This window comes from Ornithinibacillus halotolerans (genome assembly GCF_014637405.1).
Classification (GTDB): domain Bacteria; phylum Bacillota; class Bacilli; order Bacillales; family Amphibacillaceae; genus Ornithinibacillus; species Ornithinibacillus halotolerans.
Genome location: NZ_BMEY01000014.1, coordinates 1 through 16114 on the forward strand (window position 1 = coordinate 1; position 16114 = coordinate 16114).

The following is a 16114-nucleotide window of genomic DNA, read 5'->3' on the forward strand; positions in this document are numbered from 1 at the left end:
TTGATGTAGTGGTCGGGAAACCAACTATATCTTATCACGAAGAGAGGCCTTTTTAATTTTAATACCACGCTATAAGCTCTCCGGAACCCCCGGCATAGCCAGGGGTTTTCAAATGACATAATAAAAGAGCTAATAAAAGATATAATCTTTTATTAGCTCTTATTGTTCCCTTCTATTTTTAGCAAAGATTGGAACTTCAGAAGTTACTTGTTTAATTCGTTCCATAATCCGCCCTGCTTTTACCGCCTCAATGTCACCTCTACTAGATTTCGCTAAATGATCTTCTAATTGTTCCATACTGTAATTAGAAGTGAAAAATACTGGCAAACCTTCCATCATTCGATATTGCAATATGGTACCAAGTACTTCATCTCGGAACCATGCAGATTGTGATTCAGCCCCAATATCATCTAGCATTAATACATCTGCTTTTTTAAAGTAGTCTATTTTTTCATTAATAGAATCATCTTTAATGGATGATTTAATTTCTCGAACAAACTCTGGCATATAAATAAGCATAGATGAGATATTATATTTCTTTAATTCATTGGCAACTGCGCCTAGAAAGTATGTTTTCCCAACACCAAATGGCCCATAAAAATATAATCCTCGCTTTGGAAGACCTTCTTTTACCTGTCCAAGGAATCTAATGATTTCTCGAATTGCTTGACTACGATTAGGATCATTATCTATACCTTCAATTGTTGCTTCTAATATTTCTTTCGGCATATATAGACTTTGAATCAACTTACGCTGGTCTTGCTCTTTTTCATAAATAATTCTGCTATGGCATTTTTCATAGGAAAGAGATATTTCATTATTCTCTACTCGTAAAATAGGCGAATAACCTGGAAGCATGTTTTTACAGGATCCTAAAGATTTACATTGTTCACATTGTTTCGATTGTGTTGTATACTCATGAAGTTTAATAAGGCTCTTCTCTACTTCATAATCGGGTAGATCGGGATGTAAAGAAAGGAACTCTTTAATTTCTGGATCACTTAAGACCTCATCTTTGATACGTTTATAATTTTCTTGAAAGTTTTTATTTTTCTCCATCCACTGTTTAAGTGTTGATTGTACTGGTTTCATGTCAATCATCCTTGGTACTAATTATTTTTGGAACTGTTAGCATATTGACTTAGCAATGCTTGAATTTCTTCTTTTTCACGTTCCAAGTCCATATTATTATTTTCATTTTGTGCAACATTTGGTTTTTGCTTTCGTTCTTTAAACCAATCTGGAATGACTTCTGAAGTCGTATTTCGTTTTTTATAGTTCACATTATTTTTCTGTTGTTTTTTCTCCATTGAAATACGGAATCGTTCTCTTTCCTTCTTCGCAAATTCCATCGCTTCCTGTGCCGTTTTAAGATTAGCTCTTGACCAATGACTTGCTATTTTTTCTAAATAGGCTTTGGATAGCTTCATATTAGTTTGTAATAATACATAATGAATTAACACATTCATTACTGGTGATGGTAAACCTTGTGTAGTCATTATTTCACGAATTACTTTTAAATCTTGTTCAGAAGCATGATTTCCACTAGATAAATCTTCTAGCAACTGCTTTGGTGAAATAGATTCTAGGTGGGTAATAAGCTGCTCTTCCTTCGTTAGAGGCTTATTTACACGAATCTTCTGCTCATCTATAGTTTGTACTAATTTCTTTGATTCTAATTGTACAGTAGTATCACTTCTGGATGTTTTGAATATATCATGGCATGCTTCTTTAAACTCTTCAATGTCAAGTTTATTCTCATCCGTTAATGCCCATAGTACACATTTTTCTATATCGTATTCTGTTAAGCCATACAACTGCATCATTTGATTTATAATCCGTTTATTATCAGTTGTTAGTACTCGTTTATATGGGATCATTCTTGATTTTAGAATTTGTTCCATCCAAGTAAAATCAACGGATGCTAGTTGGGGCCCGTTATGATCTGGTAAGTGATTAATGTTTTGCATAACATTAATATCAGAATGAACCGTCTCAAACACATCATTAAATGAGGTTGTAATATTTCTACCACCAGGTTGCTTTTCATTCTTTAAATAGTGGGATTTTAATAATGTAAATTTATCATTACCAATATGATGGTAAAGCAGTTGAGATAACATGGCATCTTTAAAAAAGTTAGAAGGTGAAAAAGGATTACGTAACACATAATGATACACTGTTTGGTGTTCATTTACATCTTCAAAGGTTTTCAATAATCCAATACCTTCTAATTTTAGTCGCTCTTCGTATATTTCTACTAACGATATATTTAAATAGTTCATTAATGTATGGTGGGTTTGAAAGTCATTTTCCTGTTGGAGGTCTATTTCATGTAATAGTGTTTGATATAACATGACAGCTTTCATACCAATTAGTGGCTGATAAAGATGGGTTAATGACTTTGCATAATCTAGAGGTAAATTACCTTGTAAAACTACAGAATAACCATCTACAGGCAATATTTTTCCAATGTTCATCATAACCCTACTTTCTAATTATTTATGTTAATTCTTTTTATCGGTCTGAATTAGATCTTTAAGTTCGTCAAGGAATACATTTATATCTTTAAATTGACGGTAAACAGATGCAAATCGAACATATGCAACATCATCAATTTTAGATAACTGTTCCATAACCATTTCTCCAATTTCTTTACTATCAATCTCTGAAACACCTATGTTCCTTAATTCTTTTTCTACTTGAAAAGCAATAGATTCTATCGTTTCAATGGAGACTGGTCTTTTTTCACAAGCTTTTATTAATCCACGAACAAGCTTTTCTCGACTAAATTCTTGTCTTGCTCCATCCTTCTTTACTACAATAAGTGGTACTTCTTCCATGCGTTCAAAGGTTGTGAAACGATAGCCACACTTTTCACATTCACGTCTTCTACGTATCGAACGACCTTCTTCTATTGGTCTAGAATCTAGCACCTTTGTATTCTTATAATGACAATTTGAGCATCTCATTTAATTAACCCCATTTTTATACTATTAGTTCTTTTTATCAATTAATTGTAATTCTTTATCTAATCTATTATATAATTGTTTAACTACTTTTGAACTATACCCGAAATCATATGGAAAAGCACTCTCACTCGTAACTGTAAAATCGATTGCAGTTTGATATGGTCTCACCATAATAACAGTAGCAATAATAAATGCTTTCTTCCCTTTTACGATTCGAAAACTTATTTCACCATGCGACTCTGAAACTGAATGGATTTTAAAGTTCTGATTACCACGTATCATTTCTTCTAGTTTGGCAAGTCCTTTTTCTTTCGTAGTTTTATAGTAATGAGTTTTTAACTCTTTATCCCAATGATTATCCGATGTGACTGCTTGATTATTAAGGAATCTGGATAATTTTTTACCAAAAGACATATGCTTCACTCCTGATTTTATCAATACCGTAAACAAGTAACTCTATTTATTTTAACATGTTTTATAGATTTACCCTAGTAAAAATTAAAAAGAAAAAGACTGAGATTTAACTACTCCTATAAAGGTAAAATTGAACATTGGAGTTAACGCAAAAAACCGCCCCGGTAATTGTTCATTATTTTTACCTATAGATGAGTTAAATCTCAGTCTCATATTTTTATCAGTTCTCACTTTAAGAAACTGATACTTTTTTTGCTTCTAAAAAACTACCAACATATTTTACTAAATCTACAACTCTTGCAGAATAACCCCATTCATTATCATACCATGCTAGTACTTTTATTTTATTATCTTCCATTACCATTGTAGATAAACCATCTATGATTGCAGAGTATTCCGATGTTGTATAATCAATTGAAACTAGTGGTTCATCACTATATTGTATAATTCCTAATAATTCATTTTTAGCCGCTTCACGAAAAACATTATTAACGATTTCTGGTGTCACTGCTTCTTCAACATCCACTACTAAATCAACTAATGAAACATTTGGTGTCGGTACACGTAAAGCCATTCCATGGAGTTTGCCATTTAAGTGTGGTAATACTTCCGATAATGCTTTAGCTGCACCAGTTGATGTTGGAATAATGGATTGAGTACATCCTCTTGCACGCCTTAAGTCTTTATGAGGATTATCTAAGTTCTTTTGGTCATTAGTAAATGCATGGACAGTCGTCATTAAACCGTTTTTAATAGTAAAGTTTTCATCTAATATCTTAACTACTGGTGCCAAACAGTTGGTTGTACAAGAAGCATTTGAAATAACATCATCATTTACTTCATCATAAGACTGGTGGTTAACCCCCATCACAATTGTCTTATCTACTTCTTTTCCTGGAGCAGTAATAACTACTTTTTTAGCACCAGCTTTTAAATGTAAGCCTGCAGTTTCTTTTGTCTTAAACTTTCCAGTAGCATCAATTACTACATCAATATCGAATGCTGACCATGGTAATTTATCTGGTTCTCGATAATTAACTATCTTAACTCGTTTACCATTAATTTCTAATTCATTTTCTAATGCTTTTACATCGTGTTCAAAGATACCATGGACACTATCATATTTTATAAGATGGGCTAATGTTTCTGAAGGATAGCTGGCATTTATGGCAACAACCTCTAAGTTAGGATCTGTAATAGCTTGCCTAAACACCATTCTTCCAATCCGCCCAAATCCACTAATAGCAACCCTTGTTTTACTCATGAAAAGTCCTCCTGCATTATGATATACTAATATAAACAATTTTCACATATAGTATAACACATTTAGATAAAAATGTAAGCACTATCATAAAAGTAATTATAAAAAATGACTATCCATCGTCGAATAGTCATTTTTTATAATTACATATTATTTGTCTATACCCCAGACGTGAAGTATTTCTTTTAACTGCTGATACGTTTTGTCTATTGTTCCATTATTATTAATAACTGCATCAGCAAGTTTTACTTTTTCTTTGATAGGGATTTGTGAATCGATTCGTACTTGTGCTTCTTCTTTCGTTGAACCATCTCGCTCCATTAATCGCTCTAATTGTACATCTTCTTCTACAGCAACTACTAGTACCTTATCCACGAGATGTGTTAACTTACTTTCAAAAAGTAGTGGAATATCTAATACTACACAACTTTCTCCTTGTTTTAAATAAGTATCTTTTTCTTCCATCATTTTCTTTCGTATAGCTGGATGAATAATAGAATTAAGAAGTTTACGTTTATCTTCATTTTTAAAAATTATCGATCCTAATTTTTTTCTATCAAGTGTACCATCTGGTTGCAAGATATCTTCTCCGAATACATGAACAATTTCAGTTAAAGCCGGTTCTCCAGGCTCAACAACTACTCTTGCAATTTGATCCGCATCGACAACAGGGATATGAAGTTGTCTTAACATGGAAGAAACCGTACTTTTCCCAGTTGCAATACTACCAGTTAATCCAATTACTAGAGACATACCCATTCTCCTTCATAGCTTTTGGCATTGTTGACAGATATGTGTACCTCTTCCGCCAACTTTCATCTTTGCAATTACGTTTCCACAGTTAGGACATGCTTCATTTTCTTGACCATAGACAGATAGCTCCTGCTGGAACATCCCCATGTCCCCTTGGCTATTCACATAAGAGCGTATCGTTGTTCCACCTTGTCGAACGGCTTCTTCTAATGTGGAAATTGCTTGCTTACGAATTTCTTGCACTTCTTTTTTAGTCAGTTTATTTGCTTTCTTTAATGGATGAACGCGTGCTTTAAACAATGTCTCATCTACATAAATATTACCTAATCCAGCAACAACGGTTTGGTCAAGCAATACTACTTTAATAGAACGGTTCGTGTTTTTGAGCTTTTGATAAAAGTAATCTACTGTAAATTCTTTATCAAATGGATCAGGTCCGAGTTGACTTAACGGCTTTTGCGTCAACTCTTCTCCCTTCTTAACGATATGCATTGTTCCAAATTTACGAACGTCATTGTATCGAAGCTCTTCATCAGTCGTAAACGAAAATATGACATGAGTATGTTTTTTAACTGGTTCGTCCTTATAGTGAACACTATATTTCCCTTCCATCCTTAAGTGGGAAATTAACATGAAATCATCTAATTCAAAGAGTAAAAATTTCCCTTTTCGATGGATATCATGAATGGTTTGACCCATTAATAAATGTTTAAAATGCTCGACATCATCCGGTTTTTTTATGATCTTTCCCCAGTGAACATGAACATCGTTAATTGTTCGATTCAAAACGAATCGTTTTAATGTTTTTCTTATTGTTTCAACTTCTGGCAATTCTGGCATCCCAAATTCTCCTTACTTTGCATCATACCAGCTTTCCCCATAAGCATATTCTGCTTTTAGAGGAACATTTAACTCCACAGTATTCTCCATCATTTCAGGGACAATTTCTTTTAGTTTTTCTAGTTCTTCTTTTGGTGCCTCTAAAATAAGTTCATCGTGTACTTGGAGAAGCATGCGTGCTTGCATCTTTTCATCTTTTAATTTTTCTCTTAGATCAATCATAGCTTTTTTGATAATATCAGCAGCAGTACCTTGTATAGGTGTATTCATCGCTGTTCGCTCTGCAAAACTTCGTAAGTTAAAGTTACGACTTGTAATCTCTGGTAAGTAACGTCTACGATTCATTAATGTCGTCACATAACCATTGAGTTTTGCCTCTTGAACAATTTCGTCCATATAAGACTTAACCCCTGGATAACTTTCAAAATAACGTTCAATAAACTGCTTCGCTTCTTTACGAGTTATCCCTAGATTTTGAGAAAGGCCAAAGTCACTTATACCATATACAATTCCAAAGTTAACAGCTTTCGCTTGTCTTCTCATATCAGACGTAACTTCGTCTTCGGAAACATGAAAAACTTCCATTGCTGTCTGTGTATGAATATCTTGTCCAGTTTGGAATGCGGCAATTAACTTTTCGTCTTTGGCAATATGAGCTAGTACTCGTAATTCAATTTGTGAATAATCAGCTGCAAACATAATCCAATCTTTTTCAGAAGGAACAAAAGCTTGTCTAATTTTACGTCCTTCTTCAATTCGAATCGGAATGTTTTGCAAGTTAGGGTCAATCGAGCTTAATCTTCCAGTTTGTGTTAAAGCCTGATTATAACGTGTATGAATTTTACTTGTCTCTTTATCAACCACTTTTAGTAATCCTTCAATATATGTTGATTGCAGTTTACCAAGTTGACGGTATAACAAGATTTTCGGAATAATCTCATGATCATTTTCAAGCTGTTCTAATACATCAGCCGCAGTGGAATAACCTGTTTTTGTTTTCTTTATCACTCGAAGACCAAGTTTTTCAAATAAAATCGGACCTAGTTGTTTAGGTGAATTTAAATTAAATTCTTCACCTGCTAATTCATAAATTTCTTTCTCAATTTCAGTTAGTCGGCTTTTCAATTCTGTACCCATTTCTTCTAATCTTGCTACATCTACAAGCACTCCGGTATGTTCCATCTCAGCTAAAATTAAAGCTAGCGGCATTTCTAATTCTGTTAGAAGTGAGTATAGATTATGTTCACTAAGTTCTTCATTCATTTTTTCCTCAAGCTCGTGTAATACTTGTGCTTTTCGAACAATATGATCAGCTAACTTATCCTGTTCAGGGACTTTAATTTTTGCCCCTTTACCATAGACTTCTTCATCGTATAAAACTGACTTATAGCCCATTCGATGAGCAATTGCTGGAATATCATGATTATTTTCAGATGGATCCAACAAATAAGAGGCAAGTAATACATCAAACGTTACACCTTGAAGATCCATTCCTATTCTCTTAAGAGCAACTACCGATTGCTTCACATCAAAGACTACTTTTTTATTCGTTGGATCTTCAGCCCATTTTTTAAACTCGTCTGAATCTTTTGCCACTTCCATCGGAATGAAATAGGCTTTTTCCTTATTTGCTATCCCAATACCCTCAATTGGAGCAGTATGATAACTATCAGATAGCATTTCAATAATTAATGATTCTTCTCCAGTAAACATTTTAGAATCAACTTTGGAGACAATTTCAAACTTAATCTCTTTTAATTCTTCTTGTACTTCTTCAACCACATCTTCTACACCTATTCGATTTAAAAGGGATTGAAACCCTAAGTCCTTAAAGATATTAGTAACTTGTTGAGGAGAATACCCTTCATAAGACACATCATCAACCGCAATTTCGATTGGGGATTCACAATTAATAGTTGCTAACTCTTGACTCATAAATGCATCGTCTTTATGGTTCGTTAAGTTCTCTTTTAGTTTTTTACCACTTACTTCATCCAAATGTTCGTATAGGTTTTCTAATGTTTTATATTCTTTTAATAATTTAGTAGCTGTTTTTTCTCCAACTCCAGGAACGCCTGGTATATTATCAGAACTATCTCCCATTAATGCTTTTAAATCAATTATTTGATCTGGAGTAATTTCCATTTTAGTTGTTAAATATTCAGGAGTATAAGCCTCTACTTCCGAAATCCCTTTTTTCGTAACATTCACAGTTACTTTATCGGATACAAGTTGTAACATATCTTTATCTCCAGATATGACGGCAACTTCAAAATCTTTTTCGTTCCCTTGTTTAGCCAATGTCCCGATAATATCGTCTGCTTCATAATTTTCTAATTCATAATGACGAATATTAAACGCATTTAATAGCTCTCTCACTAAAGGGAATTGCTCTGATAATTCTGGTGGCGTTTTTTGTCTTCCACCTTTGTATTCTTTATATTTACTATGTCTAAATGTTGTCTTCCCTGCATCAAAAGCAACTAATAAATGAGTAGGCTTTTGCTCTTCTAAGATCCTAAGTAACATAGTCGTAAACCCATATACGGCATTCGTATACACACCTTTATCATTATTTAATAATGGAAGTGCAAAAAAAGCGCGATAAGTTATACTATTTCCGTCGATTAAGACTAGCTTTTTGGTCATTATTTTTTCCTCCTTACCCGGCATATGCTATTTATCTATTTTACCATTTAAACATCATCGGGTAAAAATATAGGGTGCATGAAAATTTTTTGTCCATAAAATTCAATAAAAAACACCCTCCGATTAAGGAAGGTGCTTATTATTTTGGAAAATAAATATGGAATGTTGTACCGACATCAACTTCACTTTCTACTTCTATCTTACCTTGATGCAATTCAACTATATGTTTCACAATCGCTAAACCTAATCCTGTACCACCTGTATTTCGACTTCTTGCCTTATCTACACGGTAAAAGCGTTCAAATATTCTTGATAAAGATTCTGCTGGTATTCCAATTCCCGTATCTTTCACGATAATATGAATAAACTCTTCTTCATCCACTGCATGTATTCTTACTTCTCCACCTTTTGGAGTATAGTGAATCGCATTTTCTAGTAAATTGATCATAATTTGTTTAACACTGGTTAATTCTGCCATAAATATCAATTCTTTTGGAACATTTACTTTAAATGCTATTTCCTTTTGTTCTAGATGGATGTTCAAAACTTGTATAACTTCTTCAATTATTTTAATAAGGTTCACTTTAGATAATCGGACTTGCGAGTCTTCTTTTTCTAATCGTGATAATGTTAGTAAATCTTGAATTAACATTTGGAGTCGTTTACTCTCTTCGTTAATAATACTTAAGAAATGACGTGCTGTATCTTTATCATTAATATCTTCTTCTAACAACGTTTCCGAAAATCCTCGAATCGAAGTAATCGGTGTTTTCAACTCGTGAGATACATTGGCAACAAAATCTTTCCTCATTCTTTCCAATTTCTTTAATTCAGTAATATCGTATAAGACTAAGATTCCGCCTTTTAACATATTACGATCATCAAATATTGGCGCACCGATTACTTCAAAGTACTGCTTGGTCTGATTAGAAATGATAATAGAATCTTTTACATTTTGTTCATAAAGAAACGTTTGTTGAATCGTCTTATGCAACGTATCATTTTCTAATACATCGTAATATAAATAACCGACGTAATCCTTTTCAGTTTTTCCAAAAATGTGTAAGAAATTTTTATTTACTAGATGAATATATCCCTTTTCATCGACTAAAATTAAGCCACTTTGAATATTTTCAATAACGGTTGATAATTGCTCCGCGTGAATTTTTTCATTAAATGATAATTCACTTAAACTGCGAGCTAATTTATTAATTTTCATTAATAAGGAGGCCATACTGCCAGTAACAGGATGATGCATTCTCGCACTAAAGTTTCCTTTAACTAATTCATCTAATGTATCCGTTGCTTTTTTAATTGGCTTCACATATTTATCAAAAACATAATGAAGCATCATCATTAAAATCAAATATTCAGTGAGTAATACTAGAACGACGACAATATAATTATTCGTAAATTGAATAAATATCAAACCAGAAATTATAATGATAAGCAAAATGATTAGTGCATATCGAATAATTGGTTTTAATGTCAATTGCCTCACACTGGGTCCTCCATTTTATAACCTAATCCACGGATCGTTTTAATATATATTGGCTTTTTAGTATTAGGCTCAATTTTTTCTCGAAGGTGACTGACATGTACGTCAACTATTCTTGTATCACCTACAAAGTCATAATCCCAAACCGCACTTAATAGTTGATCTCTTGATAACACTTTCCCCTTGTGAGTTGCTAAATAATGTAGTAATTCAAACTCTTTTCGCGTGAATGTTAATACTTCTCCGTCTTTCTCCGCTTCATAACGTTCTGGATATATGGTAATGTCACCTACTACAAACTGCTTTGATTGAGCAGGCGTATTCTTTGAACGTCTTAAGATTGCTTTAATTCTTGCAATTACTTCTTTTGGGCTAAAAGGCTTTGTTAAGTAATCATCAGCACCCATTTCCAAACCAAGAATCTTATCTATTTCATCATCTCTCGCAGTTAGCATTAAGACGGGTGTTTCTATTTGCTGTATTCTTAACTGTTTACAAACCTCCATCCCATCCATCCCTGGGAGCATTAAGTCAAGAATAATAAAATCATAATTATTGTTTTCGGCTTTTTGAACTGCCTCTAATCCATCATAAGCAACATCGGTGACATAGCCAGCTTTTTCCAAGTTATATTGTAATAATGTTACGATAGATTTTTCGTCATCGACAATAAGTATGTTTTCATTCATGCTATCAATTCCCCATTTCCATTATGTTACGAACTTTAATTCTACTATTATCTTACAATGAAACTAGGATAAAGAAAATGGTAGAAAGCTATTGTAAACAAATCTTTACATTGACTAGTGTACACAATCTGTATTAATACAATTAAAATTGAAGGAGGTAGCTTAAGAACTACCTCATCATTGGCTATTATGTTACTTCCGTAAATGTCTTATCTCTCGGATTGATTTCATATTGAACATCTGCAACATTTGCGATAAACGCCTTATCATGGCTTACAGAAATAATAGTCTCACTATACCCATGAATAAAAGTTTCTAATGCCTCTCGTGCATGAATATCTAAGAAATTTGTTGGTTCATCTAGTAGCAATACGTTAAACTCTCCAAGAAACAACTCACATAATCTAAGTCGAACTGCTTCACCACCACTAATATCATTTACTTTTTTATACAGATCCGTACCAGAGAATTGCATTTTATGAAGAATAGTCCTTAGAATACCTTCGCTCTGTTCTGAACGATTTTTTAAATAGGATAAAATAGTTTCATTGGTGTTAAATCGATAACCCATTTGTGTAAAATAACCAATTTTCACCTTAGGTGATATAATTAATCCATCTCCTTTATTAGCAATATGGTTTAGGAAGGTACTTTTTCCCGAACCATTTGGACCAGTGATTGCTATTTTCTTACCCAGTGGAAACTGAAAATTAGCTTCATCTATTAATACTCTATTTCCTATTGTTAGCTTAAATCCAGTTGCCATAATTGGAAATTTATTATATATCGTTATTGACTTGGATTGGTTGAAAATAATTGGTCTCTCTTCCTGAATAGGTTTTATTTCATCGAGCTTTTTTATCCGATGTTCCATAGATTTTGCTGCTCTATATATTGCTTTTTGACTTGATGATTTTGATTTACTTTTCCCTAATCGGCTTGGTTTTTCTTTCGCTTTTTGTTTTGATTTACCATCATTCCGAAGTAATTTCTCTGCTTTTTCCTTTTTCTTTTGGATTGCCATTTCTAACCTGTTTTTTTCACTTGTATATTTTTCATGTGCTTCGATTATTTGCTTTAACTCTATATTCTTTTCCTTCTCATAGTCTGAATAATTACCTTTATATACTCTAATCACACCATCTGCCACTTCCCAAATCGTTGTAACAACTTGATCTAACAAACTACGGTCATGACTAACTAAAATCATTGCGCCATAATAATATTCTAATTGTTCAATTAAAAAAGAGATTCCAGCCTGGTCCATATGTGTAGTTGGTTCATCAAGCAATAAGGCCTCATAATAGTCTGTAAATACATTTGCTAGTTTAAGTTTTGCCTGCTCGCCACCACTAGAATTGTGTTCAATACCCGAAATACCTAATTTCGATAGTAATTCGCCATCAGCACCAGTATGTTGTGGTGCTGATAACTGTTCAAAATAAGCAGGCTCTACATGCCGAATAACTTTACCAGTAGTTGGAACAATCTCTCCAGCAAGTAGTTTAATAATTGTACTCTTTCCTGCCCCGTTCTTGCCAACAATTCCAATTCGGTCAAATTGATGAACAGCTAATCTATCAATTTTAATTATTTCTTTGTCAAAATAACTTATTAAAATATCCTCTAATTCAAATATAATTCTATCCATTTTTATCCTACCTCCCGAAATTATTCGTATCGATAGCTAGGATCGATACAAGCTAGTTTTGAATAACTCAACTCGTATCAATAGAATAATAATGTCATCTAATTTCCTCCTTAACACAAAGAAAGACCCCCTATCTGTGAGAAGAATGGGGGTCTACATAGGAACTACTTACTTCATGTTCACTGGTCTAAAAACAAAAAGAAAGACGCCAATAATCGCGCCTTTCTTCTACATCTTCAATCCGATTTAGTTGAAAAATGTTAAAAGTGGACAGACTATTCCCGTTACTCTATCTCACAGACAGAGTCTTTGAACGTATAAAATTACGAGTTCAAAGTGGGAAAACGAAGTCTCACGATTAACAACCCTCCTAACATTTACATTAATGTAATTGTAGCTCAAGGTAGTGACGAAAGTCAAGGTACTATAAAGCATGCCAATAATTCATCTCTAAGTACAATACTGGGATAAATAATTAATGGCACTTCCCCATTATTCATTTCAATCCAGAAGACTCCGTTAAATGATGTATGGTACTTCCTCATTATTCATTTCAAACCAGAAAACTCCGCTAAATGATGTATGGCACTTACCCATTATTCATTTCACCCAGAAGACTCCGCTAAGTGATGTATGGCACTTCCCCATTATTCATTTCATTCCAGAAGACTGTACTAAATGATGAATGGCACTTACATAAAAAAAGAGCCTTCCCCTACTAAAGATTTAGTAGGGGAAGGCTCTATATTTATTGTCAATTATTCCATATTCTTAATTAATTCATCAGCGAACTCAGAACATTTAACTTCTGTTGCGCCTTCCATTAGACGAGCAAAGTCATAAGTAACTACTTTAGAAGCAATTGTTTTATCCATTGCTTTCGTGATTAGATCTCCTGCTTCTCTCCATCCTAGGTGTTCAAGCATTAGTACACCAGAAAGAATTACAGATGATGGGTTAACTTTATCTAATCCTGCATATTTAGGTGCTGTACCATGAGTTGCTTCAAAGATAGCATGACCAGTGTTATAGTTAATATTTGCTCCAGGAGCAATTCCGATACCACCAACTTGTGCAGCTAGTGCATCAGAAATATAGTCACCATTTAAGTTCATTGTAGCAACTACATCAAATTCTCTTGGACGAGTTAGGATTTGTTGTAAGAAGATATCAGCAATTGCATCTTTAACGATGATTTTACCAGCTGCTTCAGCATCAGCTTGTGCTTTATTAGCTGCATCTTTACCATCTTTTTCAGCGATGCGATCATATTCAGCCCATGTGAATACTTTGTCACCAAATTCTTCTTCAGCCACTTCGTATCCCCAAAGTTTGAAAGCACCTTCTGTGAATTTCATAATGTTACCTTTATGAACTAGAGTTACACTCTTACGTCCTTCGTTAAGTGCATATTCGATTGCAGAACGTACTAGACGTTTAGTACCTTCTTCTGAAACTGGCTTAATACCAATCCCTGAAGTTTCTGGGAAGCGGATTTTATGTACTCCCATTTCATTTTTTAAGAATTCTACAACTTTCTTAACTTCATCAGAGCCTTTTTGCCATTCAATACCAGCATAAATGTCTTCTGTGTTTTCACGGAAGATAACCATATCTACATCTTCAGGACGTTTTACTGGAGAAGGTACACCTTCAAAGTAACGTACTGGACGTAAGCAAGTAAATAGGTCTAGCTCTTGACGTAATGCAACGTTTAAAGAACGAATTCCGCCACCGATTGGTGTTGTAAGAGGCCCTTTAATAGCAATTTTGTACTCATCAATTTTCTCTAAAGTTTCTTTTGGTAACCATTCGCCAGTTTTGTTGTATGCTTTTTCCCCAGCATAAACTTCTAACCATTCAATTTTCTTAGTTCCGTTATAAGCCTTTTCAACTGCAGCTTCTAATACACGACTTGCAGCTGCCCAAATATCAGGACCAGTTCCATCACCTTCAATAAAAGGAATAACTGGGTTATTTGGAACATTCATTTTTCCATTTGCTTCAACAGTAATTTTTTCACCTTGTGTCATTATAATTCCTCCTAAGTCTAGTAGCTTATCAAAGTAATAGCCGGATTATCCGGCTATTAGAAATAACAGTAATTGTTTTTCTTAGCGTTGGTCAATATGGATATATTCTTGTGTATTCGGTCCTACATATTCTGCACGTGGACGGATTAGACGGTTGTTTGAATATTGTTCTAAAATATGTGCAATCCAACCAGATACACGGCTCATTGCAAAGATTGGCGTGAATAAATCATGATCAATCTCTAGGCTATGATATACAGACGCAGAATAGAAATCTACGTTTGCTGGTAGACCTTTTTCTTGTTTAATATATTCCTCAATTTTAACAGACATATTGTACCATTTTTCCTGGCCAGTAAGCGCTGTTAATTGTTTAGACATCTTTTGTAAATGTTTTGCTCTTGGATCACCATTACGATATACACGATGTCCCATTCCCATAATTTTTTCTTTATTTGCTAACTTCTCTTGCACATATGGAAGCGCATTTTCTTCTTCTCCAATTTCAGTTAGCATTTTCATTACTTGTTCGTTTGCTCCACCATGTAGAGGGCCTTTTAGAGCACCAATCGCTGCAGTAATGCCTGAATACATATCTGATAGCGTTGCCACACATACTCTAGCAGTAAACGTAGATGCATTTAATTCATGGTCCGCATGTAATACTAATGCTTTATTAATAGCTTCTACTTCGATTTCATTTGGTTTTTCACCTTTTAACATATATAAAAAGTTTTCAGCGTAACTTACATCTTTTAATGGTTTAACAGGGTCTTTCCCTTGTCTAATTCTAGAAAATGCAGCTACAACAGTAGCTATTTTAGCTTGTAGACGAACTGCTTTACGAACATTAGCTTCCTCTTCCATTACGTCAGCCTCTTCATCATACAACCCTAGTAATGAAATAGAAGTTCTTAGAGCAGCCATTGGATGAACTTTTGATAAATCATAAGAACGCATTTGATCAAGTACTGCATCAGGCACTTCCATGTTATCAGCAAGTTCTTGTTTAAAGGCATCTAATTCAGCTTTTGTCGGTAATTTTAAATTCCAAAGCAAGTAAACTACTTCTTCAAAACTTGCATTCTCTGCTAAATCATCAATACGATAGCCTACGTAAGTAAGTTGGTCGTCAATGATAGAACTAATTGATGATTGTGTTGCTACTACCCCTTCAAGACCTTTCGTTGCTGTCATAGTTAAACCCTCTCCTTTTTCTATTTGTTCTAACATTAAGAGTGAAAAAATAATGTTAATTAATGTTGACAATTTCCTACTAAATTTATCGGATATTGCCTGCCCACAATTAATTATAAAGTATTTTCCCATTAATGTGAAATGAAACCGTTTAAAT

At 33.7% G+C, this 16114-nt stretch carries 13 protein-coding genes; all 13 read right to left on the reverse strand.

Annotation, left to right across the window (positions count from 1 at the left end; genetic code table 11):
* Positions 1-159: 159 nt before the first annotated feature.
* Positions 160-1092 (reverse strand): primosomal protein DnaI, encoded by a 933-nt coding sequence (gene dnaI / locus IEV35_RS13200; protein WP_188385131.1) that lies wholly within the window; start codon positions 1090-1092, stop codon positions 160-162.
* A gap of 17 nt (positions 1093-1109) precedes the next feature.
* Positions 1110-2480 (reverse strand): replication initiation and membrane attachment family protein, encoded by a 1371-nt coding sequence (locus tag IEV35_RS13205; RefSeq protein ID WP_308419791.1) that lies wholly within the window; start codon positions 2478-2480, stop codon positions 1110-1112.
* 27 nt (positions 2481-2507) lie between these two features.
* Positions 2508-2972 carry a transcriptional regulator NrdR gene (nrdR, locus tag IEV35_RS13210; protein ID WP_188385133.1) on the reverse strand — a complete coding sequence of 155 codons (465 nt, stop codon included), beginning with the start codon at positions 2970-2972 and terminating at the stop codon, positions 2508-2510.
* A 24-nt stretch (positions 2973-2996) separates the two neighbouring features.
* Positions 2997-3386: a cytosolic protein gene (locus IEV35_RS13215; RefSeq protein WP_188385134.1), complete on the reverse strand. Its 390-nt coding sequence runs from the start codon at positions 3384-3386 to the stop codon at positions 2997-2999.
* A gap of 232 nt (positions 3387-3618) precedes the next feature.
* Positions 3619-4650: a glyceraldehyde-3-phosphate dehydrogenase gene (locus tag IEV35_RS13220; RefSeq protein ID WP_188385135.1), complete on the reverse strand. Its 1032-nt coding sequence runs from the start codon at positions 4648-4650 to the stop codon at positions 3619-3621.
* 147 nt (positions 4651-4797) lie between these two features.
* Positions 4798-5400, reverse strand: coding sequence for a dephospho-CoA kinase (coaE, locus tag IEV35_RS13225; RefSeq protein ID WP_188385136.1), 603 nt, complete (start codon positions 5398-5400; stop codon positions 4798-4800).
* Between the two features lie 12 nt (positions 5401-5412).
* Positions 5413-6240 carry a DNA-formamidopyrimidine glycosylase gene (mutM, locus tag IEV35_RS13230; RefSeq protein ID WP_188385137.1) on the reverse strand — a complete coding sequence of 276 codons (828 nt, stop codon included), beginning with the start codon at positions 6238-6240 and terminating at the stop codon, positions 5413-5415.
* Between the two features lie 12 nt (positions 6241-6252).
* Positions 6253-8889, reverse strand: coding sequence for a DNA polymerase I (gene polA / locus IEV35_RS13235; protein WP_188385138.1), 2637 nt, complete (start codon positions 8887-8889; stop codon positions 6253-6255).
* Between the two features lie 139 nt (positions 8890-9028).
* Entirely contained in the window at positions 9029-10390 is a 1362-nt protein-coding gene (pnpS, locus tag IEV35_RS13240; RefSeq protein WP_188385139.1) for a two-component system histidine kinase PnpS, read from the reverse strand.
* Complete coding sequence (locus IEV35_RS13245; protein WP_188385140.1) at positions 10387-11076, reverse strand: response regulator transcription factor; 690 nt, start codon at positions 11074-11076, stop codon at positions 10387-10389. Before IEV35_RS13245 ends, pnpS begins: the two co-directional genes overlap by 4 nt.
* Before the next feature lie 187 nt (positions 11077-11263).
* On the reverse strand, positions 11264-12727 hold the full coding sequence (abc-f, locus tag IEV35_RS13250; RefSeq protein ID WP_188385141.1) for a ribosomal protection-like ABC-F family protein: 1464 nt from the start codon (positions 12725-12727) through the stop codon (positions 11264-11266).
* A gap of 758 nt (positions 12728-13485) precedes the next feature.
* Positions 13486-14760: an NADP-dependent isocitrate dehydrogenase gene (icd, locus tag IEV35_RS13255; RefSeq protein ID WP_188385142.1), complete on the reverse strand. Its 1275-nt coding sequence runs from the start codon at positions 14758-14760 to the stop codon at positions 13486-13488.
* 81 nt (positions 14761-14841) lie between these two features.
* Entirely contained in the window at positions 14842-15957 is a 1116-nt protein-coding gene (gene citZ / locus IEV35_RS13260) for a citrate synthase (protein WP_188385143.1), read from the reverse strand.
* Positions 15958-16114 lie beyond the last annotated feature (157 nt).

Bases quoted from the DNA above. Each gene is read 5' to 3' on its own strand.
- dnaI (WP_188385131.1), bottom strand. From the start codon at position 1,092: ATGAAACCAGTACAATCAACACTTAAACAGTGGATGGAGAAAAATAAA.
- IEV35_RS13205 (WP_308419791.1), bottom strand. From the start codon at position 2,480: ATGAACATTGGAAAAATATTGCCTGTAGATGGTTATTCTGTAGTTTTA.
- nrdR (WP_188385133.1), bottom strand. From the start codon at position 2,972: ATGAGATGCTCAAATTGTCATTATAAGAATACAAAGGTGCTAGATTCT.
- IEV35_RS13215 (WP_188385134.1), bottom strand. From the start codon at position 3,386: ATGTCTTTTGGTAAAAAATTATCCAGATTCCTTAATAATCAAGCAGTC.
- IEV35_RS13220 (WP_188385135.1), bottom strand. From the start codon at position 4,650: ATGAGTAAAACAAGGGTTGCTATTAGTGGATTTGGGCGGATTGGAAGA.
- coaE (WP_188385136.1), bottom strand. From the start codon at position 5,400: ATGTCTCTAGTAATTGGATTAACTGGTAGTATTGCAACTGGGAAAAGT.
- mutM (WP_188385137.1), bottom strand. From the start codon at position 6,240: ATGCCAGAATTGCCAGAAGTTGAAACAATAAGAAAAACATTAAAACGA.
- polA (WP_188385138.1), bottom strand. From the start codon at position 8,889: ATGACCAAAAAGCTAGTCTTAATCGACGGAAATAGTATAACTTATCGC.
- IEV35_RS13245 (WP_188385140.1), bottom strand. From the start codon at position 11,076: ATGAATGAAAACATACTTATTGTCGATGACGAAAAATCTATCGTAACA.
- abc-f (WP_188385141.1), bottom strand. From the start codon at position 12,727: ATGGATAGAATTATATTTGAATTAGAGGATATTTTAATAAGTTATTTT.
- icd (WP_188385142.1), bottom strand. From the start codon at position 14,760: ATGACACAAGGTGAAAAAATTACTGTTGAAGCAAATGGAAAAATGAAT.
- citZ (WP_188385143.1), bottom strand. From the start codon at position 15,957: ATGACAGCAACGAAAGGTCTTGAAGGGGTAGTAGCAACACAATCATCA.